Annotated in this window: 21 protein-coding genes; 7 read left to right on the forward strand and 14 right to left on the reverse strand. The window is 60.7% G+C overall.

Features of this window, described 5'->3' with window-relative positions; all coding sequences use genetic code 11:
* Positions 1–5: 5 nt before the first annotated feature.
* The 3 genes from AB4O35_RS11890 (at position 6) to AB4O35_RS11900 (ending at position 2,066) form a co-directional block, all read left to right on the forward strand.
* Entirely contained in the window at positions 6–725 is a 720-nt protein-coding gene (locus tag AB4O35_RS11890) for a tRNA-uridine aminocarboxypropyltransferase (protein ID WP_065872501.1), read from the forward strand.
* Positions 726–977: 252 nt separating this feature from the next.
* The gene (gene erdR / locus AB4O35_RS11895) at positions 978–1,628 is read left to right on the forward strand and encodes a response regulator transcription factor ErdR (protein ID WP_065872500.1); all 651 of its coding nucleotides are present in this window, start codon (positions 978–980) and stop codon (positions 1,626–1,628) included.
* Positions 1,629–1,703: 75 nt separating this feature from the next.
* On the forward strand, positions 1,704–2,066 hold the full coding sequence (locus AB4O35_RS11900) for a diacylglycerol kinase (protein WP_003172176.1): 363 nt from the start codon (positions 1,704–1,706) through the stop codon (positions 2,064–2,066).
* Positions 2,067–2,069: 3 nt separating this feature from the next.
* On the opposite strand, the gene AB4O35_RS11905 is transcribed toward AB4O35_RS11900, so the two are convergent.
* Positions 2,070–2,996, reverse strand: a complete 927-nt coding sequence (locus AB4O35_RS11905; protein ID WP_049709730.1) for a LysR family transcriptional regulator — start codon at positions 2,994–2,996, stop codon at positions 2,070–2,072.
* Between the two features lie 125 nt (positions 2,997–3,121).
* Here AB4O35_RS11905 and fpr point away from each other — a divergent pair, with 125 nt between their 5' ends.
* Complete coding sequence (gene fpr, locus AB4O35_RS11910) at positions 3,122–3,901, forward strand: ferredoxin-NADP reductase (RefSeq protein ID WP_003189055.1); 780 nt, start codon at positions 3,122–3,124, stop codon at positions 3,899–3,901.
* Between the two features lie 147 nt (positions 3,902–4,048).
* On the opposite strand, the gene tsaA is transcribed toward fpr, so the two are convergent.
* From tsaA to rimO, 5 genes are all read right to left on the reverse strand, one after another.
* Complete coding sequence (gene tsaA / locus AB4O35_RS11915) at positions 4,049–4,744, reverse strand: tRNA (N6-threonylcarbamoyladenosine(37)-N6)-methyltransferase TrmO (RefSeq protein WP_065872499.1); 696 nt, start codon at positions 4,742–4,744, stop codon at positions 4,049–4,051.
* Between the two features lie 3 nt (positions 4,745–4,747).
* A complete protein-coding gene (locus tag AB4O35_RS11920; RefSeq protein WP_049709728.1) occupies positions 4,748–5,209 on the reverse strand; it encodes a YehS family protein in 462 nt (153 codons plus the stop codon).
* 68 nt (positions 5,210–5,277) lie between these two features.
* A complete protein-coding gene (locus AB4O35_RS11925; protein WP_065872498.1) occupies positions 5,278–5,988 on the reverse strand; it encodes an rRNA pseudouridine synthase in 711 nt (236 codons plus the stop codon).
* Positions 5,989–6,059: 71 nt separating this feature from the next.
* Positions 6,060–6,533, reverse strand: coding sequence for a GNAT family N-acetyltransferase (locus tag AB4O35_RS11930; RefSeq protein WP_065945368.1), 474 nt, complete (start codon positions 6,531–6,533; stop codon positions 6,060–6,062).
* A 97-nt stretch (positions 6,534–6,630) separates the two neighbouring features.
* Positions 6,631–7,971 carry a 30S ribosomal protein S12 methylthiotransferase RimO gene (gene rimO / locus AB4O35_RS11935; protein WP_046384502.1) on the reverse strand — a complete coding sequence of 447 codons (1,341 nt, stop codon included), beginning with the start codon at positions 7,969–7,971 and terminating at the stop codon, positions 6,631–6,633.
* Positions 7,972–8,262: 291 nt separating this feature from the next.
* Here rimO and AB4O35_RS11940 point away from each other — a divergent pair, with 291 nt between their 5' ends.
* The 3 genes from AB4O35_RS11940 (at position 8,263) to AB4O35_RS11950 (ending at position 11,858) form a co-directional block, all read left to right on the forward strand.
* Positions 8,263–10,164, forward strand: a complete 1,902-nt coding sequence (locus tag AB4O35_RS11940; RefSeq protein WP_065872496.1) for a potassium transporter Kup — start codon at positions 8,263–8,265, stop codon at positions 10,162–10,164.
* A gap of 126 nt (positions 10,165–10,290) precedes the next feature.
* Entirely contained in the window at positions 10,291–11,397 is a 1,107-nt protein-coding gene (locus AB4O35_RS11945; RefSeq protein ID WP_065945369.1) for an NADH:flavin oxidoreductase/NADH oxidase, read from the forward strand.
* A gap of 275 nt (positions 11,398–11,672) precedes the next feature.
* The gene (locus tag AB4O35_RS11950) at positions 11,673–11,858 is read left to right on the forward strand and encodes a hypothetical protein (RefSeq protein ID WP_049709721.1); all 186 of its coding nucleotides are present in this window, start codon (positions 11,673–11,675) and stop codon (positions 11,856–11,858) included.
* Between the two features lie 49 nt (positions 11,859–11,907).
* Here the strand turns inward: AB4O35_RS11950 and AB4O35_RS11955 are convergent, their stop codons facing one another.
* The 8 genes from AB4O35_RS11955 to AB4O35_RS11990 form a co-directional block, all read right to left on the reverse strand.
* The gene (locus AB4O35_RS11955; RefSeq protein ID WP_065910507.1) at positions 11,908–13,533 is read right to left on the reverse strand and encodes a glucan biosynthesis protein D; all 1,626 of its coding nucleotides are present in this window, start codon (positions 13,531–13,533) and stop codon (positions 11,908–11,910) included.
* A 205-nt stretch (positions 13,534–13,738) separates the two neighbouring features.
* Positions 13,739–15,601: an NAD(P)-binding protein gene (locus tag AB4O35_RS11960; RefSeq protein ID WP_065945370.1), complete on the reverse strand. Its 1,863-nt coding sequence runs from the start codon at positions 15,599–15,601 to the stop codon at positions 13,739–13,741.
* A 140-nt stretch (positions 15,602–15,741) separates the two neighbouring features.
* Entirely contained in the window at positions 15,742–17,166 is a 1,425-nt protein-coding gene (locus AB4O35_RS11965) for a gamma-aminobutyraldehyde dehydrogenase (protein ID WP_065945371.1), read from the reverse strand.
* Between the two features lie 114 nt (positions 17,167–17,280).
* A complete protein-coding gene (locus AB4O35_RS11970; RefSeq protein WP_049709717.1) occupies positions 17,281–18,090 on the reverse strand; it encodes an ABC transporter permease in 810 nt (269 codons plus the stop codon).
* Complete coding sequence (locus tag AB4O35_RS11975; protein WP_016977918.1) at positions 18,080–19,009, reverse strand: ABC transporter permease; 930 nt, start codon at positions 19,007–19,009, stop codon at positions 18,080–18,082. The genes AB4O35_RS11970 and AB4O35_RS11975 overlap by 11 nt, the downstream gene beginning before the upstream one ends.
* A 1-nt stretch (position 19,010) precedes the next feature.
* On the reverse strand, positions 19,011–20,045 hold the full coding sequence (locus tag AB4O35_RS11980; protein ID WP_065880093.1) for an ABC transporter ATP-binding protein: 1,035 nt from the start codon (positions 20,043–20,045) through the stop codon (positions 19,011–19,013).
* Between the two features lie 202 nt (positions 20,046–20,247).
* Entirely contained in the window at positions 20,248–21,399 is a 1,152-nt protein-coding gene (gene ydcS / locus AB4O35_RS11985; protein ID WP_065872490.1) for a putative ABC transporter substrate-binding protein YdcS, read from the reverse strand.
* A gap of 72 nt (positions 21,400–21,471) precedes the next feature.
* On the reverse strand, positions 21,472–22,929 hold the full coding sequence (locus AB4O35_RS11990; RefSeq protein ID WP_065880092.1) for a gamma-aminobutyraldehyde dehydrogenase: 1,458 nt from the start codon (positions 22,927–22,929) through the stop codon (positions 21,472–21,474).
* Positions 22,930–22,934: the final 5 nt, after the last annotated feature.

The following is a 22,934-nucleotide window of genomic DNA, read 5'->3' on the forward strand; positions in this document are numbered from 1 at the left end:
ATCCGATGAGCCACGCCGTCTCCCGCCTGCGTACCCAACGTCTGGCTCGCGCCGTGCGGCCGTTCCTCAATCGTGGCTCGCGTGCCGAACGCTGCCCCGGTTGCCGGGTTATCCCGCAATACTGTCTGTGTGCCTGGCGCCCCAAGGTCGAGGCCCGATCTGCCATGTGTCTACTGATGCATGACGTGGAACCGATGAAGCCCAGCAACACCGGCTGGCTGATCGCCGACGTAATCGAGGACACCACCGCATTCGCTTGGTCGCGCACCGAAGTCGATCCGGACTTGCTCACCTTGTTGGCCGACCCGCAGTGGCAGCCCTACATCGTGTTCCCCGGTGAATTTGTGGCGCCCGAGCGCGTGGTCAGCGAAGTAAAGGTGGAGGAGGGCAAGCGCCCGTTGTTCATCTTGCTGGATGGCACTTGGAGTGAAGCACGCAAGATGTTCCGCAAAAGCCCCTACCTTGAGCATTTGCCGGTACTCAGCCTGGCGCCGGAGCAACTGTCGCGCTACAAACTGCGCCGGTCCAAGCGTGATGATCATTTTTGCACCGCCGAAGTCGCCGCCCTGTGCCTTGAACTGGCCGATGACCAGGCTGCCTGCGAAGTACTCGATGCCTACCTCGACGTGTTCAGCACGCATTACCTGGCGGCCAAATTCCAGTTACCCCTGGACCCGACGGACATCGTCCATACTCGTCTTGCGCCCTATATACACGCGGGATAGCCACACGACGTTTGCATGATGGCCCCCTAAACCCGCACGTCGCTAAAATGCCCGTGGGCGTAGTGCTTGACCCCCCAGGCTACGCTGGGCATGCTGAGCGCCGATTGGGGTGCAACCGTGAATTTTCGACGTCGTTTCAGGTGCTTTTGACGTTGAGCGTGCCCTGTGGCGACAGCTGCCTGGCTGCCGCCTTGTGTACTGGCGAGCCCTGAACCCATCAGGACTCCCATAAAAAACAGGATCATTTAATCAATGGCCACATACGAAATCCTGATAGCCGATGACCACCCGCTGTTTCGCAGTGCGCTGCATCAAGCCGTGACCCTAGGCCTTGGCCCGGACGTGCGCCTGGTCGAGGTGGCCAGCATTGCCGAACTGGAAGCCCGCCTTGCCGAAAAGTCCGACTGGGACTTGGTGCTGCTCGACCTGAACATGCCCGGCGCCTATGGTTTTTCCGGGCTGGTGCTGTTGCGCGGGCAATACCCGCAGATCCCCGTGGTGATGGTTTCGGCCCAGGAAGACGCCGATGTGGTGGTGCGCTCCAAGGAGTTTGGCGCCAGCGGTTTCATCCCCAAGTCCAGTGCCATGGAAGATATCCAGAAAGCCGTGCGCACCGTGCTGGATGGCGATGTGTCCTGGCCGCCGCAAGCGTTTGAAGAAATTAACGTGTCCGACGAAGCCAAGGCCGCCCGCGATGGACTGGCCAGCCTGACGCCGCAGCAGTTTCGTGTGCTGACCATGGTTTGCGAAGGTTTGTTGAACAAGCAGATTGCCTACGAGCTGAGCGTATCGGAAGCGACCATCAAGGCCCATGTCACGGCGATCTTCCGCAAGCTGGGCGTGCGTACGCGCACCCAGGCGGCATTGCTCCTGCAACAACTTGAGTCAATTTCGCAGCATTAAGCGTTCAGCGGTTCACGCTTTTTTGACTTGGCGTGATCTAGTTTCCCCACTTCTTTGGTTCAGTTGCCTACGTCTATGTCGCCTTTCAAGGGTCAAACCGGTATCAAACGTATCTTTAACGCAGGTGGCTATTCCCTGGATGGCCTGCGCGCGGCTTTCACGGGCGAGGCAGCATTCCGCCAATTGGTGTTGCTGAACGTCATCCTGATCCCGCTGAGCTTTTTCCTGAATGTCAGCCGCGTCGAACGCGCGTTGTTGATCGCCGTGTGCCTGCTGGCCCTGATTGTCGAGCTGCTCAACTCGGCGGTTGAAGCCGCCATCGACCGCATCTCCCTGGACCGCCACCCGCTGTCGAAGAACGCCAAGGACATGGGCAGCGCTGCGCAGTTTGTCGCGCTGACCATGATCACCCTGGTGTGGGCCGTGATCCTGATCTAAGGCTCAGGCAATGCTCGGCAGCACGATCTCGTCGCTGCGCTGGACCCCAGCGGTAAAGGCGCGGCAAAGCTCCAGGAACTCGCGCATCGCTGAGGTCTGGTACTTCTGTTTATGCCAGATGAAGTAGAACTGCCGGGCCAGGTCAAGGTCCGGGGTTTCCACGGGTACCAAACTGCCACGGCGGAACGCGTCACGCAGCGCCAGCCGGGAAATACAGCCAATCCCCAACCCTGACTCCACCGCCCGTTTGATGGCCTCAGTGTGTTCCAGCTCCAGGCGGATATTCAGCGCGCTGCGGTGATGGCGCATGGCCTGGTCAAACGTCAAGCGCGTGCCTGAGCCTTGTTCGCGCAAAATCCAGGCTTCATGAGTCAACTCTGCCATGGTCGCCACGCCACGCTTGGCCAGGTGATGCTGCGGCGCACAAAACACCACCAGCTCATCTTCCACCCAGGTTTGCACCTCGATGTCCGGGTGGCTGCAGTCGCCTTCGATTAGACCCAAGTCAATTTCGTAGTGCGCGACTTGGTGCACGATATGTGCAGTGTTCTGCACATGCAGCTTCACCTGGCTCTCGGGATGTTGCTGCATGAAGCTGCCGATCAGCAGCGTGGCGAGGTAATTTCCGATGGTCAGGGTGGCGCCGACCGCCAGGGAGCCAAACCCGGACTTGCCGTTGAGCAGGTCCTCGATCTCCTTGGCCTGGTCCAAAAGCGCCACGGCCTGGGGCAACAGCTGATGACCGAGGGCGTTGAGGCTCAGGCGCTTGCCCGCGCGGTCGAACAATTGGCAGCTGGATTGACGCTCCAGCTCGGTGATCGAGGTGCTGGCGGCGGATTGAGATAAGGCCAGAAGGCCAGCAGCGCGTGAGACGCTTTCCTGCTGGGCGACGGCGACGAAGACTTGCAGTTGACGGAGAGTAAATCGCATATCGATATAACCGATAACCCTTATCTTAATAATCCAGTTAACAGATATTGTCGCCGCCATTAGAATGCTGTGCAATTGCGCATCTACACCTTTGGCGCAGACCCATTTCCAGGAGTTCCCCGTACATGAGCAACATGAACCACGAGCGTGTCCTCAGTGTTCATCACTGGAACGACACTCTGTTCAGCTTCAAGTGCACCCGTGATCCGGGCCTGCGCTTCGAGAACGGTCAGTTCGTGATGATCGGCCTGCAACAGCCCAACGGCCGCCCGCTCATGCGCGCTTACTCCATTGCCAGCCCGAACTGGGAAGAGCATCTGGAGTTCTTCAGTATCAAGGTGCCAGATGGCCCGCTGACTTCCCAATTGCAGCACTTGAAGGAAGGCGACGAGATCATCATCAGCAAAAAACCGACAGGCACCCTCGTGCTTGACGATTTGAAGCCGGGCAAACACCTGTACCTGCTCAGCACCGGTACCGGCCTTGCTCCGTTCATGAGCGTGATCCAGGACCCGGAAACCTACGAGCGCTTTGAAAAAGTGATCCTGTGCCACGGCGTGCGTTACGTCAACGAGGTCGCTTACCGCGAATTCATCACCGAGCACCTGCCGCAGAACGAATTCTTCGGCGAGGCCCTGCGTGACAAGTTGATCTACTACCCAACCGTGACCCGCGAGCCGTTCGAAAACGAAGGCCGCCTGACCGACCTGATGCGCAGCGGTAAGTTGTTCAGCGACATCGGTCTGCCACCGATCAACCCCGAGGACGACCGCGCCATGCTGTGCGGCAGCCCGAGCATGCTGGATGAAACCAGTGAAGTGTTGAACAGCTTCGGCCTGAAAGTGTCGCCACGCATGCGTGAGCCGGGTGATTACCTGATCGAGCGAGCGTTCGTCGAGAAATAAACACAGATCAAAAAATGTGGGAGCTGGTTTCTGTGGGAGCTGGCTTGCCTGCGATAGCATCACCTCGGTTCAAATGAATGACCGAGGCGTCTGCATCGCAGGCAAGCCAGCTCCCACAGAAGCAGCTCCCACAGTTGTTTTCGGCGTTTAGCTGGCTGGAAGCACTTCCAACACACAAATCAGCCCAGCCTCGGGATAGTGCCAACGCACATCCACGTCCCAGAACTGCGCGCCATACTCTCGCTCCGGCCCCGGCGTTTGATACGCCGGCCGTGGGTCCTGCGCCAGGCACTGCTCAATCAACGCCACCAACGGCTCATCCAAGCGCTGAGCATGGCTTTGCGCCTGATGCAGCGCAGTCTTCAGCCATTGCACGGGAATCAGCTGCGGCGCAGCGCTGGCGATCCCGTTGGTGGCCGTGTCGACAATGTCGGCATACGGCACATATGGCTTGATATCCAGCACCGGCGTGCCGTCGAGCAGGTCTATCCCGGAAATCCACAACCGTCCTGGCTCGACCTTGTCCAGTTTCACCACCGACTGGCCAATACCATTGGGGCGATGGGTCGCGCGGGTAGCAAACACGCCCATGGAGGTGTTGCCACCCAAGCGCGGCGGGCGCACTTTCAGGCGCGGCTTGTCTTCCAGGGCCTGGTGGAACAGAAACAGCAGCCACACATGACTGACCTGCTCCAGGCCCTGCACCGCCTCACCCCCGTCGAACGGCGCCACCAATTCCAGCACGCCCCGAGCGGCGGGTGCCAGCTGCGGTTGGCGCGGGATCGCGAACTTCTCCTTGAAGCAGGAGCGCACGAAACCGACGGGCGAGACATGGTAATTCATGGCTTACGCACGAACCCGCAGCGTCAGGCCCTTGAGGAAGTTGCGCAGCAACTGGTCACCGCAGGTCCGGTAGTTGGTGTGGCCGAACTTGCGGAACAGCGCGCTCAACTCAGGCTTGGACACCGGGAACTCGGCCGCCTTGAGGATGGCGTGCATGTCGTCTTCCTTCAGTTCAAAGGCCACGCGCAGCTTCTTGAGGATGATGTTGTTGGTGATCGGGGTTTCGATCGGCTGCGGCGGACGGCTTTCGTCCTTGCCGCGCTTGAAGATCACCAGGCCATCAAGGAAGTGCGCCATGACTTCATCCGGGCAGAACACGAAGCCTTCTTCCTCATCTTTCTTGAGGTAGGTCAGCAGGTCTTCCTTGGTTACGTCCATGCCGCCGAGCTTGGTGATCTCGACCATTTTGTTGTCGCTGATGTCGAGCATGTAGCGCACGCTGCGCAGTACGTCATTGTGAATCATGGTGGGCAATCCTGGTTTTCAACGGTGGACACCGCCCAGGCAGGCGGTGTCGATAATAGGGGAGCGGCTTAGAACTTCTCTTTGCCGGACAGGTAACGCCATTGGCCAACCGGCACTTTGCCGATGGACACGCCGCCGATGCGGATACGACGAATGGCGATGACCTTGAGGCCAACCGCTTCGCAAAACAGTGCAATCACGCCCGGCTGCGGGTTTTTCATTGCAAAACGCAGGCGGTTTTCGTTCTGCCAGCTGGCTTTGACGGCCGGCAGCTCCTTGCCTTTGTAGGTCAGGCCGTGGTTCAGGCGGTTGAGGCCGTGGGCAACCATGTCACCCTCGACTTCCACCACGTATTCCTGCTCGATCTTGGCGGCATCGGCGGTCAGCTTGCGCAGGATCTTCCAATCCTGCGTGAACACCAGAAGGCCGCTGGCCTTGGCTTGCAGGTCGGCGCTGGCGGTCAGGCGCAGGAAGTGGCCCTTGAGCGGGCGCTTGCTGAAGCGATGTTCTTCCGAGAGTGTTTCGGCGCTGATCGACGCCATGGCCGTTTCGGCATCCACGCCGACAGGGGCGTGCAGCAGGATGGTCACCGGCTCGGGCACGGTGGCCTTGGCCTCGGGGTCGAGTTCGACCTTCTGGGTGGTGACCTTGAACTGCGGCTCGTCGATCACTTCACCGTCCACCGAGACCCAGCCGCCTTCAATGAACAGCTCAGCCTCCCGACGGGAGCAACCGACCAGTTCGATAAGGCGTTTGGAGAGGCGTATGGGGTCAGTCATGACAAGGGCCGTAACAAAAGGGGGCGGCTATTGTACCTGCCTGGAGCCGGTTAATCCCGGCCCCATTTCATTTAACCCTGGCGGGACTGCTGTTGCGCCTGGCGCAAACGCAGACGCAGCAACGGATAAGGCTGGCCCAGGCCATCATGCTCCGTGCGTCCGACCACCTCGAAGCCTTGCATGAGGTAAAAGCCCAGGGCCTGGGGGTTCTGTTCGTTCACCTCGAGTTCGTCGGCGTTCATGCGTTCAATGGCATAGCGCAGCAATTGCCGGCCAAGGCCCTGGCCCCGGTGCTGCGGGTCGATAAACAGCATTTCGACCTTGCCCGCGGCCACGCCAGCGAACCCGGTGATGCATTGATGCGAGTCCTTGGTGCAGATCAGCATCACTGTGTCCAAATAGTGCGTCAGCACCAGATGCCTCAGTCGCTCGATGTAGCTCTCCGGCAAAAAATCGTGGGTGGCCCGCACTGAGGACTCCCAGATTTCAGTCAGTTTTTGATAATCGCTGGTTTTGGGGGTATGGATAACCGAATGCTGACGCATGCCGCTGCTTCCTGCCAGTGAGGGGCGATGGGCAAACGATAGACCTAAAAAAGCCCCACATCTTGATCAGATGCAGGGCTTTTGATTTTGTCGCCGATCAGTCGCGCTTTTCAGCCCACAAATCGTACTCGTCGGCGTCCGTCACGGTGCACCAGACCTTGTCACCCGGCTTCAAGCCGCTGGCATCGTCGATAAACACGTTACCGTCGATTTCCGGTGCATCGAAGAAGCAGCGGCCAACCGCGCCTTGCTCGTCGACTTCGTCGATCAGCACTTCGATTTCCTTGCCGATGCGCAGTTGCAGGCGCGCCGAGCTGATAGCCTGCTGGTGCGCCATGAAACGCTCCCAACGGTCCTGCTTGACGTCGTCCGGCACTACGGCCAGGTCCAGCAGGTTGGCCGGGGCGCCTTCAACCGGTGAGTACTGGAAGCAGCCGACGCGATCCAGTTGGGCTTCTGTCAGCCAGTCCAGCAGGTACTGGAAGTCTTCTTCGGTTTCGCCGGGGAAGCCGACGATGAAGGTCGAACGGATGATCAGCTCCGGGCAGATCTCGCGCCAGTTCTTGATGCGCGCCAGGGTCTTGTCTTCGAATGCCGGGCGTTTCATGGCCTTGAGCACTTTCGGGCTGGCGTGCTGGAACGGGATGTCCAGGTACGGCAGGATCTTGCCGGCGGCCATCAGCGGGATCAGCTCGTCCACGTGCGGGTACGGGTAAACGTAGTGCAGGCGCACCCACACACCCAGGCTGCTCAAGGCTTCGCAGAGTTCGGTCATGCGGGTTTTCACCGGCGCGCCGTTCCAGAAGCCGGTGCGGTATTTCACGTCGACGCCGTAGGCGCTGGTGTCCTGGGAGATCACCAGCAGCTCTTTCACGCCGGATTTGACCAGACGCTGGGCCTCGTCCAGTACGTCACCCACCGGGCGGCTGACCAGCTTGCCGCGCATCGACGGGATGATGCAGAAGCTGCAGCTGTGGTTGCAGCCTTCGGAGATCTTCAGGTACGCGTAGTGGCGCGGGGTCAGCTTGATGCCTTGCGGCGGCACCAGGTCGATCAGCGGGTTGTGGTCCTGGCGTGGCGGCACCACCTGGTGCACGGCGTTGACCACCTGCTCGTACTGCTGCGGGCCGGTCACCGCGAGCACGCTTGGGTGCACATTGCGGATATTGCCTTCTTCCACACCCATGCAGCCGGTCACGATGACCTTGCCGTTTTCCTTGATCGCTTCGCCGATCACTTCCAGCGACTCTGCCTTGGCCGAGTCAATGAAGCCGCAGGTGTTGACCACCACCACGTCAGCGTCCTGGTAGGTGGACACAACGTCATAGCCTTCCATGCGCAGTTGCGTGAGGATGCGCTCGGAGTCAACCAGAGCCTTCGGGCAACCCAGGGAAACAAAGCCAACCTTGGGGTTGGCTTTTGCGATGGTGGTGGACATGTCTAACCTCGGTATTGAATGACGCTGCCGATCGTGCACGACGAGACAACGGATGGGCACTTGAAGTGTGCCTCTGATCAAAAAGTGCGCAATTCTAGCGACGGGCAGCGCACTTGACCAGCTTTATGCAGGGAAAAGCGACGAGTGCTGCGCTATGCTTCGCGCCGTTGCGCGTAGGTAAAATCCTAAGGTCAATAAAACGTCTGTTACGAGAAGTAAAACAGCGCATGCTAGGGTCAGCTTAGAGGCGTTGTTTATAAAGACCGCAGGTCATAAGGGCAGGAGTGGTTGATGGGTCAGGCAAGTAGTCCGGCGGCAGGCGCCGAGCATTCCACCGCAAAGCCGATTGGCATGCTGGTGGCAGCGGTCGGGGTGGTTTACGGCGATATCGGGACCAGCCCGCTCTACACCCTTAAAGAGGTGTTCAACGGCGGCTATGGGGTTCAGGTCAACCATGACGGTGTGCTGGGGATCCTGGCGCTGATCTTCTGGTCGCTGATTTGGGTCGTCTCGATCAAATACATGCTGTTTGTGCTGCGCGCCGACAACCAGGGCGAGGGCGGCATCATGGCTCTGACTGCACTGGCGCGACGGGCGGCGGGGGAGCGCAAGAAGCTGCGCAGCTTCCTGGTGGTGTGTGGCCTGTGCGGCGCGGCGCTGTTCTACGGCGACAGCATGATCACCCCGGCGATTTCCGTGTTATCGGCGGTTGAAGGCCTTGAGCTGGCGTTCGACGGCTTGGAAAAATGGGTCGTGCCCATCGCCCTTGTTGTGCTGGTGGCCTTGTTCCTGATCCAAAAGCACGGCACTGACCACATCGGCAAGCTGTTCGGACCTGTGATGGTGACCTGGTTCCTGGTCCTGGGCGGTCTCGGTGTGTATGGCATCACCCTGCATCCTGAGGTACTCAGTGCCATGAACCCGATGTGGGCGGTGCGCTTCTTCGAGGCTCACCCGGGCATTGGCGTGGCTATCCTTGGCGCGGTGGTGCTGGCACTGACCGGCGCCGAAGCACTGTACGCCGACATGGGCCACTTCGGCCGCAAACCCATTGCCCGCGCCTGGTTCATCCTGGTGCTGCCGGCGCTGGTACTCAATTATTTCGGCCAAGGCGCGATGCTGCTGGGTGACCCGGAAGCCGCGCGCAACCCGTTCTACCTGCTGGCACCCAGCTGGGCGTTGATCCCGCTGGTGGTGTTGTCCACCCTGGCCACGGTGATTGCGTCCCAGGCGGTGATTTCCGGTGCGTTCTCGTTGACGCGCCAGGCGATCCAACTGGGCTACATCCCGCGCATGCATATCCAGCACACCTCCAGTGCCGAGCAGGGCCAGATCTACATCGGCGCGGTGAACTGGTCGCTAATGGTGGGCGTGATCCTGCTGGTGCTGGGGTTCGAATCCTCCAACGCATTGGCGTCGGCCTACGGCGTGGCGGTAACCGGCACCATGCTGATGACGACCATCCTGGTGTCGGCGGTGATGTTGTTGCTGTGGAAATGGCCGCCGATCCTGGCAGTACCGGTCTTGGTCTGCTGCCTGCTGGTGGACGGGCTCTACTTCGCCGCCAACGTGCCGAAGATCATCCAGGGCGGCGCCTTCCCGGTTTTGGCGGGGATCGTGTTGTTCGTGCTGATGACCACCTGGAAGCGCGGCAAACAATTGCTGGTGGAGCGTCTCGACGAAGGCGGCCTGCCGCTGCCGATCTTTATCAGCAGTATCCGCGTGCAGCCACCCCATCGGGTCCAGGGCACCGCCGTGTTCCTCACCGCGCGCCCGGACGCTGTGCCCCACGCGCTGTTGCACAACCTGCTGCATAACCAGGTGTTGCATGAGCAAGTGGTGTTGCTGACGGTGGTCTATGAGGACATTCCTCGCGTACCGGCGGCACGGCGCTTCGAAGTGGATGCCTACGGCGAAGGCTTCTTCCGGGTGATCCTGCACTTTGGTTTTACCGACGAGCCGGACGTGCCTGAAGCGCTGAAGTTGTGTCACTTGGATGACCTGGACTTCAGCCCGATGCGCACCACGTACTTCCTCAGCCGCGAGACGGTGATCGCCTCTCGCATCAAGGGCATGGCGCGCTGGCGCGAGGCGTTGTTCGCGTTCATGTTGAAGAATGCCAACGGCAACCTGCGCTTCTTCAAACTCCCGGTAAACCGGGTGATCGAGCTGGGTACCCAGGTCGAAATGTAAGCTTTTGCAACACGGGAGCCGGCAATCGGCTCCCGCTTCTCTTTCTGAACCCTGTGCATTCCACCGTTGTCGACTAGGCTCTAAGCACTGTTGAACAGTGCCCATAGAACCCAGAAGAGGTGCGCCATGAGTCAGCTGCTCGAACCCTATACCCTGCGCCAATTGACCCTGCTCAATCGCATCGCGGTTTCGCCGATGTGCCAGTACTCGGCGGTCGACGGCCTGGCCAATGACTGGCATCTGGTACACCTTGGCAGCCGTGCGGTCGGCGGTGCGGGGCTGATTTTTACCGAAGCCACCGCTGTCACCGCTGATGGCCGCATCACCGCTCAGGACCTGGGCTTGTGGAACGACGCACAGATCGAACCGTTGCGACGCATCACGCGCTTTATTGCGGCACAGGGCGCTGTGGCCGGCATTCAATTGGCTCACGCCGGGCGCAAGGCCAGCACCCATCGGCCCTGGATCGGCAAGCACGGCAGTGTCCAGGCGGAGGAGGGCGGCTGGGTGCCGGTAGGGCCCTCGCCGATTGCCTTCGATCCTCAGCACACTCAACCCAAGCAGTTGGATGAGGGGCAGATCCACCAAGTGATCGCCGATTTTGTCGCCGCCGCCAAGCGTGCGTTGACCGCGGGTTTTGAAGTGGTGGAAATCCACGCAGCGCATGGTTACCTGTTGCATCAATTCCTGTCGCCGATCAGCAATCAGCGTCAGGACAGGTACGGCGGCTCGTTTGAAAACCGTATCCGCCTGGTGCTGCAGGTCACAGAGGCCGTGCGTGAAGCTTGGCCCCAGGAGCTGCCGTTGTTTGTGCGGGTGTCGGCCACCGACTGGGTGGAAGATGGCTGGAACCCGGACGAAACCGTGGAACTGGCGCGTCGCCTGAAAGACCTTGGCGTGGACCTGATTGACGTATCGTCCGGTGGCACGGCCGCTAACGCCGAGATCCCTACCGGCCCGGGCTACCAGACCCGTTTCGCCGAGCGGGTGCGCAAAGAGTCGGGCATGGCTACCGGCACCGTTGGCATGATCACCGAGCCGGCCCAGGCCGAGCACATCCTGCGCACCTGCCAGGCCGACATCATCTTCCTGGCGCGTGAACTGCTGCGTGACCCTTACTGGCCGCTGCATGCCGACGACGACCTGGGCGGGCGCAAGGCGATCTGGCCGGCGCAGTATCAAAGGGCGACCCATCGCGACCAGCCGATTCATGAGTCTGATCTGCGCGATTAATCCGCTGTTGGACTCGCTGACTGAAACCCACCCTGACCCGGTGGGTTTTTTACGCGCGCAGGTGTCGGATATGTCTGTAGGTATTTGTTACCTAAGCAATTATTTAAGTTAATACTCTAAAAAAATCCCACACGAGACCAGATTTTTTCTACCCTTAGGGTAAGCCTGATTTCTGGCCCAGGAAGTCAGTGGGTTTGCTCACTGAGGCATTGCGCTTCATGGGAGACGGGTAATGGGCAACAGGAGTATTCGATGCATATCAGGAGAACCAGTCCATGGCCAAGTCCTATGGTGTAGCGGGTGTGGTGACGTCTTTTCTGACCCGCAGGATGTCGTTGCGGGGGCGAAGGTTGAGCTCAGATGAAGTGGAATTGCTGGCGCAGTACCGCGCCCTGACCGAGAACGATCAGATGGCAATGCGCTATTTGATTGGGGCGATGAAGAGTGTGTCGCGGTTCTGAGGATCGTCGTTAAACAAGGTGGGAGCTGGCAAGCCAGCTCCCACCGGTATCACGTGTACTTACGCTGGTCCGGTGCCGGCGGGAAGTACTGATACAACCAGGTTTCACTCAAGGTGCGGTCCTGGGTACGGATAAACAGGCGCAGTTCCACCGGCTCCACGCTGTCGCTGGTCGGGTACCAGTCGAACAGGATGCGGTAGCCCTTGATGTTATCCAGCACCAGCACGCTGAAATCCTTGACCTGGCCATGGGAGCACGTCACCACTGGCTCAATCCCCGTGCCGGGTGGCAGGCGGTCCAGGCCACCGCCCTTGAAGTCCACGGCGAAACGGCGCGCCCACACCTCAGGGTAGTGCTCACCCGGTGCCCAACCTTCGATAAAGCCACCCATGCCTGAGCGGGTCGCGTCTACCTGGGCCAACGGCGTGCTCACCGGTGGCAGGGCGCTCCAGTACAGCTTGTAGCCGTAGTTCAGTGATTCGCCGGCTGCCACGGGTTTTTTCGGGGTCCAGAAGGCCACGATGTTATCGAGGGTCTCGCCGGTTGTAGGAATTTCCAACAGGTCGATGGAGCCTTCACCCCAAGCCGTGGTGGGCTCAACCCATAGGCTCGGGCGCTTGCTGTACCAGTCCACGGTGTCCTGGTAACTGGCGAACTCATGGTCGGTCTGCACCAGGCCAAAGCCTTTGGGGTCGATGTCGGCAAACGCGTTGAACTGCAGCTTGGCCGGGTTGTTCAGCGGGCGGCAGATCCATTCGCCATTGCCGCGCCACATCGCCAGGCGGTCCGAGTCGTGGATTTGCGGGTGGATGGTGTCGCACATGCGGCGCTCATGGGTACCGCAACTGAACATGCTGGTCATCGGCGCGATGCCCAGTTGTTCGATGGCGGTACGCGCATTGATGTGCGCATCGATCGCCATCACCACCTGGTTGGCCTGGCAGTCGATATCGAAGCGGTAGGCGCCGGTGGCGCTCGGCGAGTCGAGCAGGGCGTAGACCACGAAGCGGGTGGCGTTCTTGTCCGGGGTTTCGAACCAGAACTGCGTGAAATCGGGGAATTCCTCGCGTTTTTTCGCGTAGGTGTCGATGGCCAGGCCACGGGCGGAGAGGCCGTACTGGCCGGTGGAATCCACTGCGCGAAAGTAGCTCGCGCCGAGAAATGACAGCACATCATGGCGGTCCAGTTCCGGCGCCTTGAACAGCTTGAAGCCGGAGAAACCCAGGTCGCCGGTCAGCTGTTTGGTGTCGACCGTGGTTTTTTCATAGTTGAACAGCGAAGGGCGGAAATGCACCTCACGGGCTTCGCGGGTCTTGGGGTCGACGCTGTGCATGCGCACCGGCGTCTTGAACCCCATGCCGACGTGGAAGAACTGCACGTCGAGCTGGCCGTTCAATTCCTTCCACAACGAGTGGTTGCCGTCGTAGCCGATGGCGTTGAAATTCTGCGGGGTCATGGTCGCCAGGGTGGGCGGCAGCACTTGTTTCGTGTCTTTGTAAGCGGTCCCGGCGAGTTGCTTGGCCTGGGCCTTCAGCGATTCGAAATCGAACGCCACGGCCTTGCCATCGGCGGCACGGTTCCCGGCCCAGGCCTGGGCGGCAAGCAGGCCGCTGGCCGACAAACCGGTGTAAGCCGCAATGGCCATGGACGCTTTGAGCAAATTCCTGCGGTGCATAGAGACAACCTGTCGTGAGCAAATCCCGCGCCGTTCCTGGCACGTAGCGGATCAGAAATTACGGTTCGGACATGCCTTCGGCCAAACGCAACGGACATTAAACAGACGCCGGATAGCTTAAGCGGTTCGATGACGCAGGAAAATTGATTGATAGCGGGGTGATGGCGTTGCATGTGAAACAAGACATTTCCAGGTCCTTCTCAGGTCAGCTCACTTCAGCGACTGCCCGATACGCCTCATCAATCGCCGCATGCGCATACGCACTCCACGCGGCGTCCGAATTGGCAATGCTCACATGCCCCACCGGCTTCCTCGCCAGCTTCATCCACGCTTCGTTCTCATCGGTATCATCAAACAAGCTGTTGGAGAAGCTCGCATAACCATGTGACCAGCGGTTGACAGTGATCGCCAGAATATCGGTCTGGTGGTTGAACCCACCCGGCCCAAGCATGCGTTGCAATTGGTCACGCAACTGCGCTTCCAGTTGCTCGAACGTCTGCCCATATAACTTGCCTCGCCCGGCGCGTGCCTGGTCGCGGGCGTTCATGCCGCTGTTGGGGCTGGTGGGTACGTAGACCATATGCAAGCCAATCGGCTGCGTCGGGTCGCGCGGGTGGTCGTAGCCGCCCATGCTCACCGGGTAGTCCAGTTTGATCCGGCTGTAAGGCTGGGTTGCCGCGTAAATTTCGTGCACGCCCAGTTTCTGGAACGACTGCCAATTGCGGATCACCACCTTGGTGTACACCAGCGGGTATTTGACGTTCTGGCTCAGGGCATGGGCTTGGGGCGCGGGCAGGTCCTTCAACAGGTAAGGAATCATCATGTTGTAGCAGGCCAGGATGCAGCGTTTGCCGCGCACCTGTGCGAGTTGTCCGCCACGGCTGTAGCCGATGTGCACGCCGTCACCGACGTTACGCACACTCACCGCCGTGCTATTCAAACGCAGCCGCACCGCCGCCTTGGGTTGATCGAGCCTGGCGTAATCAAAGGCCGCCAGCACGATATCGTCCATGGTATGGCCCGGCGCCACACCTGGGATGAGGCTGCGCACCAGCAACCGCGCCACCGACGCATTGCCGTCCGGGAAATGGTAGATGTAGGGCTCTTCCATTTCCGCCGCCGCTTCTTCACTGATTGGCGCCAGATTCATCCCGGCAAAGCCAGGGAAACCCACGTTATAAGCGTCGGACGACGCCACCGCATCAATGCTCAGGGCCATGAAGTCATTGGTGCGGCTCTGGAAGTACTTCACCGCGCCTTCGGAAAGTCCTACGTTCTTGCGTAAAAAATCCCGGTAGCTGGTGGCTGCCAGGTAGGCGGCTTTTTCGTTGGCGGTCTTGCCCAGCAGGTAATCCTTGGGCGCTGTGTGCAGCTCGATCAGGGCCTGGCGGTCCGCGGCTGGCAACGGAAAGTCATTGATGAAATCGCCGATGGCGCGCGCATTCAGTCGGTCCGGGGCGATGTCGTCGGCCACCATCGGCGTTGGGTCGCCGGTCACCAGTTTGTCTTCGCCGAAGTTTTCCTTGTCGAAAAACACCCCGCGCGACAGGCCGAGGCCAGGGTAGAACTGGCGGTCGAAGGCGGTTTCGAAGCGCTTGATGTTCACCCCGAGCTTTTTCAACAGCCCGTTCACGTGCTTGCTGTAAAGGTGGTTGGGCGACTGGAACGCCTCGCTGCCACCGTAGCCGATGATCATGCGGCCGCCGGCCTGGAACTCGTTGCGCTTGGCGTGGCCGCCGAAGTCGTCGTGGTTTTCCAGGATCAGGATCTTCGCCTTGGGGTGCTTCTCGCGGTAGAACCACGCCGCCGACAACCCACTCAAGCCGCCACCCACGACCACTAGATCGTAATCCTCGGTGATCGGTAGTTTTTCGGTGTCGAACACCTTCTTTTCCCAGCCCATCTGGTGCGCCACTTCAAACGAGCCGACATGGCTGCCGCGCAAGCCGGTAAGGGCGGGTGGGTAGTAACGACCATCGGGAGCGGCTTGAAGCAGTTGCAGCGGGGTCATACCGGCGGCAATGGTGACAGCGACGCCGTTGAGGAAGTCGCGGCGGGTGATATCCATGGGAACCTGCGAATTATTTATTGTTATAAGGAGATCCCCTGTGGGAGCGGGCTTGCTCGCGAATACGGTGTGTCAGTCGACACATGTGTGCCGGATGTACCGCATTCGCGAGCAAGCCTGCTCCCACAGGGGGCACAGCATTAGTGCTTGAACATCACATGGCGAACGGTGGTGTAGTCCTCCAGCCCGTACATGGACATGTCCTTGCCGTAGCCGGACAGTTTCTGACCGCCGTGAGGCATTTCGCTGACGAGCATGAAGTGGGTGTTCACCCAGGTGCAGCCGTACTGCAAGCGCGCGGCCAAACGATGGGCGCGTCCTGCATCGGCGGTCCATACGGATGACGCCAGGCCGTAGTCCGAATCATTGGCCCAGCCCAGCACTTGCGCTTCATCGGTGAACTTGGTCACCGACACCACGGGCCCGAATACCTCGCGGCGCACGATCTCGTCGTCCTGCTGCGCGTCGGCCAGCACGGTCGGCTCAAAGAAGAAACCATTGCCTTCCACCGCCTTGCCGCCGGTGACCAGGCGAATATGCGGTTGTGCCACGGCGCGTTCGACAAACCCGGCGACACGGTCGCGATGCTGAGCGGTAATCAGCGGGCCCAGTTCGGTGGCCGGATCATCCTGCAAACCGTACTTGATGCTGGCGACCGCGGCGCCGAGCTTCTCGACAAACGCATCGTAGATGTCCGCTTGCGCGTAGATCCGGCACGCAGCGGTGCAATCCTGCCCGGCGTTGTAGAAGCCAAAGGTGCGAATGCCTTCCACGGCAGCATCGATATCGGCATCGTTGAAGATGATCACCGGCGCCTTGCCGCCCAGCTCCATGTGCATGCGCTTAACGCTGTCGGCGGTGCTGGAAATGATGTTTGCACCGGTGGCGATGGAGCCGGTCAGCGAGACCATGCGCACTTTCGGATGATTCACCAGTGGGCTGCCGACGGTTGGCCCACGCCCGAACACCAGATTGAGTACGCCGGCCGGGAAAATTTCAGCGGCCAGTTCGACCATGCGCAACGCGGTCAGCGGGGTTTGTTCTGACGGCTTGAGCACCACGGTATTACCGGCGGCGAGGGCCGGGGCGATTTTCCAGGCGACCATCATCAGTGGGTAGTTCCAGGGTGCGATGGAGGCAATCACGCCCACCGGGTCGCGGCGGATCATCGAGGTGTGCCCGGGCAAGTACTCACCGCCGGCCGAGCCGCTCATGCAACGGCTGGCACCGGCAAAGAAGCGGAACACGTCGGCAATCGCCGGGATTTCATCGTTCAGCGCGGCGCTGTAAGGCTTGCCGCAGTTGTCCGATTCCAGCTTGGCCAGCTCTTCGCCATGGGCTTCGATCACGTCCGCCAGCTTCAGCAGCAACAGCGAGCGATCCTTGGGCGCGGTTTGCGACCAGCCTTCGAAGGCGGCATCGGCAGCGCGCACGGCGGCGTCGACCTGGGCTTCGCTGGCTTCCTTGATTTCCACCAGCACGCGGCCGAGTGCAGGGTTGAATATGGCTTGGGCCGGGCCTTCGCCTTCTACCAGTTGGCCGTTGATCAGTAGCTTGGTTTGCATGGTTCAGCTCTCCTAAAACGAGTGTTTACCCCTGAATAAATGCGATTCAAATGTGGGAGCTGGCTTGCCAGCTCCCACATTGACCGTGTTTCTTCAGAGGCAGGGTCTTGTCAGTTATTTACCGCCACTCCCCGCCACGCTTTCACCGCCGCGCGTCAGGTAATACGCACCGAGAATCGGCACCATCGTCACCAGCATCACCAGCATCGCCACCACGTTGGTCACCGGCACGTCGCGTGGGCGGCTGAGCTGGTTGAGCAGCCACAGCGGCAAGGTGCGCTCGTGGCCGGCGGTGAAGGTGGTGACGATGATTTCGTCGAAGGACAGCGCAAACGCGAGCATGCCGCCAGCCAGCAGCGCCGAGCCGAGGTTGGGCATGATGATGTAGCGAAAGGTCTGCCAGCCGTCGGCGCCCAGGTCCATCGAGGCTTCGATCAGGCTGTGGGAGGTGCGGCGCAAGCGCGCGATGACGTTGTTGTAGACGATCACCACGCAGAACGTCGCGTGGCCGACGATGATGGTGAACATCCCCGGCTCAATGCCCAACGTCTTGAACGTCGCCAGCAGCGCGATACCGGTGATGATCCCCGGCAGCGCAATCGGCAGGATCAACATCAACGACACGCCTTGCTTGCCGAAGAACTCGCGGCGATACAACGCCGCCGACGCCAACGTGCCAAGCACCATCGCAATCAGCGTGGCGATGGCGGCGATCTGCAAGGACAACTTGATCGACTCCAGCACGTCCGGCCGGGCGAAGGCCACGCTGAACCACTTCAAGGTAAAGCCTTGGGGCGGAAAGCTGAACGCGGCTTCTTCGGTGTTGAAGGCGTAGAGGAAGATGATCAGGATCGGGAAGTGCAAAAACACCAGGCCGCCCCAGGCTGCGATCTTCAAACTCAAACTGGATTTTTCAGAGTGCATCGAAGGCCCCCAGGCGTTTGACGATGGACAGGTAAACCGCGATCAGCACGATGGGCACCAACGTGAACGCTGCGGCCATGGGCATATTGCCGATGGCGCCTTGCTGCGCGTACACCATGCCGCCGACGAAGTAACCCGGTGGGCCCACCAGTTGCGGCACGATGAAATCGCCCAGGGTCAGCGAGAACGTGAAGATGGAACCGGCGGCAATCCCCGGAATCGACAGCGGCAGAATCACCTGCATGAAGGTCTGGCGCGGCTTGGCGCCAAGGTCGGCCGAAGCCTGTAGCAGCGACGGCGGTAAACGCTCCAGGGACGCCTGGATCGGCAGAATCATGAACGGCAGCCAGATATAAACGAAGACCATGAACCGCCCCAGGTGCGAGGTGCTCAAGGTGCTGCCGCCCACGCCGGGTATGCCCAGCACGAACTGCAACACGGGCTCCAGCCCCAAATGCTGCACGAACCACTGCGCCACGCCGCCCTTGGCCAGCAGCAAGGTCCAGGCGTACGCCTTGACGATATAGCTGGCCCACATTGGCATCATCACTGCGATGTAGAAAAACGCCTTGGTCTTGCCCGTGGTGTAGCGCGCCATGTAATAGGCAATCGGGAACGCGACCACCGCACTGGCAATCGACACCACAATCGCCATGCTCAAGGTGCGCACGATGATGTCGAAGTTCGACGGCTGGAACAGCGCGGCGAAGTTGGCCAGGGTCAAGTCCGGCGTGACCGCCATGGTGAAGTCGTCAAACGTATAGAAGCCTTGCCACAGCAGGGTCAGCAGCGAGCCCAGGTAGATCGCGCCAAACCAGATCAGCGGCGGCACCAGCAGCATCGCCAGGTAGAGGTTGGGCTTGCGGTACAGCAGGTTGGAAAACCTGCGCATTGGCGGTTGGGATAGGGCCAGGCTCATGTCACACCTCGCCTGCGATGTCGGTCAGCGGCGTCATGGCTTCCCGCGCCCAGCGGGCGGTGATGGACTGGCCGACCTGATGGCCGCTGCTGATGTCCAGCCACTGGTTGTTGGCCTGGCTGATGTTCAGCGCCTGGCCGTTTTCCAGCTTCAGCTCATAGCGCGTGGCGCTGCCCTGGTACTGGATATCGTGCAGCACACCGCTGACTTCCACGTCGCCGGCACCCAGCGGACCTTCGGCAAAACGCACGTGCTCCGGGCGGATCGAGAAGGGCTGCGGGTTGCCGCTGAGGCGCTGGGCCAGTTCGCCGCGAATCACGTTGGACGTGCCGACGAACTCGGCGACAAAGGCAGTGGCGGGCTTCATGTACAGGTTGCGCGGGGTGTCGACTTGCTCGATGCGACCTTTGTTGAACACCGCCACACGGTCAGACATCGACAGCGCTTCAGTCTGGTCGTGAGTCACGAAAATAAAGGTGATGCCGAGTTGGCGTTGCAGTTTTTTCAGCTCGCTCTGCATCTGCTCACGCAGCTTGAGGTCGAGGGCGCCCAACGGCTCATCCAGCAGCAATACGCGTGGGCGATTGACCAGGGCGCGGGCCAGGGCTACGCGCTGACGCTGCCCACCGGAAAGCTGCACCGGCTTGCGCTCGCCATAACCGCCGAGGGCGACCATCGCCAAGGCTTCTTCGGCGCGATGGAGGCGTTCGGCCTTGCCGACGCCCTTGACCTTGAGGCCGTAGGCGACGTTGTCGCGCACATTCATATGGGGGAACAGCGCGTAGTCCTGGAACACAGTGTTTACATCGCGCTGATACGGCGGCAAGCCGGCGGCTTCCTCGCCGTGGATACGGATCGAGCCTGCGCTCGGGTGTTCGAACCCGGCGATCAGGCGCAGGCAGGTGGTCTTGCCTGAGCCGGAAGGGCCGAGCATGGAAAAGAACTCGCCGTCCTGGATGTCGATGGAAACCCGGTCAACGGCTTTCACTTCGCCGAACTGACGGGAAACGTGGGTGAATTGGACTGCAAGGGTCATGGTGCGGTGCTCCAAAAAGGCGCGGGTCGTCGCAGCGGCCCGGCCTGGACTTCTGAAAAAACGGGGAATCTGTGAGCGCGGTCAAAAATGTGGGAGCGGGCTTGCTCGCGAAAGCGGTGGATCAGTTACAGATGTGTTGGTTGACACACCGCATTCGCGAGCAAGCCCGCTCCCACATGTTGTCCTGCGTTGTCAGGAAGGCTTAGCGGCCGCCCATGATCGCAATGTAATCCTGGGTCCAGCGGCTGTACGGCACGAACTTGCCGCCTTCAGCCTGCGGGGTTTTCCAGAAGGCGATCTTTTCGAACTGGTCAAAGCCATTGGTCTTGCAGCCTTCGGCGCCAAGCAGTTCGCTTTCCTTGCAAGCCGCCGGCACCGCCGGCAGCGAGCCGAACCAGGCGGCTACATCGCCCTGGACTTTGGGTTGCAGCGACCAATCCATCCACTTGTAGGCGCAATTCGGGTGCTTGGCCTCGGTGTGCAGCATGGTGGTGTCCGCCCAGCCGGTGGCGCCTTCCTTGGGAATGGTCGAGGCAATCGGCTGTTTCTCGTTCTGCAAACCGTTGACCTGGTACGGCCAGGCGCTGGAGGCGACCACGCCTTCGTTCTTGAAGTCACTCATTTGCACGGTGGTGTCGTGCCAGTAGCGGTGGATCAGCGGTTGCTGGGCGCGCAACAGTTCGAGCACGGCTTTGTACTGGGTTTCGGTCAGTTCATACGGGCTTTGAATGCCCAGCTCCGGCTTGGTCGACTTGAGGTACAGCGCCGCGTCGGCGATATAGATCGGGCCGTCATACGCCTGCACGCGGCCTTTGTTCGGCTTGCCGTCCGGCAGGTTCTGGGCGTTGAACAGCACGTCCCAGCTGGTGGGCGCGGTCTTGAACACGTTGGTGTTGTACATCAACACGTTCGGGCCCCACTGGTACGGGGTGCCGTAGGTTTGCTGACCGACCACGTACCACGGCGCATCCTTCAGGCGCGGGTCGATATTTTTCCAATTGGGGATCAGCGCGGTGTTGATCGGCTGCACGCGTTTGCCGACGATCAGGCGCAGCGAGGCATCGCCCGACGCGGTGACCAGGTCATACCCACCCTTGGCCATCAGGCTGACCATTTCGTCAGAGGTGGCGGCGGTTTTCACATTCACCTTGCAGCCGGTTTCCTTCTCGAAACCTGTGACCCAGTCGTAGGCCTTGTCGCTTTCGCCACGTTCGATGTAGCCGGGCCAGGCGACGATATCCAGTTGGCCTTCACCCGCGCCAACAGCCTTGAGCGGTTCGGCGGCCTGTAGGCTGGCACTGGCCAGCAGCGCGGTGGTCAGGGCACTGAGCAGTGCGGTCTTGTGCGCAGACATGGGGGTTCCCTCTTCTTTAATTATGGTCGGGGCAGTGTGTGTAGCCGGTAACGCAAGAGCTTAGTTGTTGTTTTAAAGATGCTGGCCGTGGCGCGCCATGATGTGGCGCACCACGCTGTAGTCCTGGAGTGAATCGCTGGACAGATCCTTCCCATACCCCGAGCGCTTCAAGCCGCCGTGGGGCATTTCGCTGACCAGCATGAAATGGCTGTTGATCCAGGTGCAGCCGTATTGCAGGCGCGCCGCCACTTGCATGGCCTTGTCCAGGTTCTGGGTCCACACCGAGGACGCCAGGCCGTATTCCGAGTCGTTGGCCCAGTCCACCGCCTGTTCCAGTTCGTCGAAGCGGGTCACCGTAACCACCGGTCCGAACACTTCGCGCTGCACGATTTCATCGTTCTGTTTACAGCCGGCCAGCAGGGTGGGCTGGTAATAGAAGCCCGCGCCGGAATGCACGGCGGCGCCGGTGATGCGTTCGATATGCGGCTGGCCGAGGGCGCGTTCGACAAAACTGGCGACGCGGTCGCGCTGGCGCGTGCTGATCAACGGGCCCAGTTCATTGTCGGCGTCGCGTTTACCGGCAAAGCGCAGGCTGCTGACCGCTGCGCCAAGTTCGGCAACCAATTTGTCGTGAATGCCGGCCTGGGCGTAGATGCGGCACGCGGCAGTGCAGTCCTGGCCGGCATTGTAGTAACCATAGGCGCGCACGCCCTCGACCACGGCTTGCAGGTCAGCATCGTTGCACACGATCACCGGCGCTTTGCCGCCCAGCTCCAGGTGCGTGCGTTTAAGGGTTTTGGATGCCGCTTGCAGGATTTTCTGCCCGGTAACGATATCGCCGGTCAGCGACACCATACGCACCTTGGGGTGGCTGACCAGATGACTGCCGACGCCTTCGCCGCCGCCACACAGAATGTTGATCACACCACGTGGCAAGAGCGCTTTAAGCACAGGGGCCAGCGCCAGGATCGACAGCGGCGTGTGCTCCGATGGTTTGAACACCAGCGTATTACCGGCGGCCAGGGCTGGAGCGATTTTCCACGCGGCCATCATCAGCGGGTAGTTCCACGGTGCAATCGAGGCCACGACGCCGATTGGGTCACGGCGCACCATGCTGGTGTAGCCCGGCAGGTATTCGCCGCTCAGTTGCCCGGTCTGGCAGCGCACGGCGCCGGCGAAGAAGCGGAACACATCGACAGTGGCGCTCAAGTCATCCTGGCGCGCCAGGTGCAAGGGCTTGCCGCAGTTCAGGGATTCCAGGCGGGCCAGGTAGTCGGCTTGTTTTTCGATGGCATCGGCGATGCCCAGCAAGACGTTCGAACGTTGCTGCGGTGTGGTGCGTGACCAGCCGGTAAAGGCGCGGTGGGCGGCGAGGATCGCAACCTCCACTTGCTCGGTGCTGGCTTCGGCGATCTGGGTGAGGACTTCGCCGGTGGCCGGGTTGAGGATCGGCTCGACAAAACCCTGGCCTTGGACCAGTTCGCCGTCGATCAGCAACGCAGTAAGCAGCGGGGTGGGCGCGCCGGACATTTTTC

Source organism: Pseudomonas sp. H1_A03 (assembly GCF_054685145.1).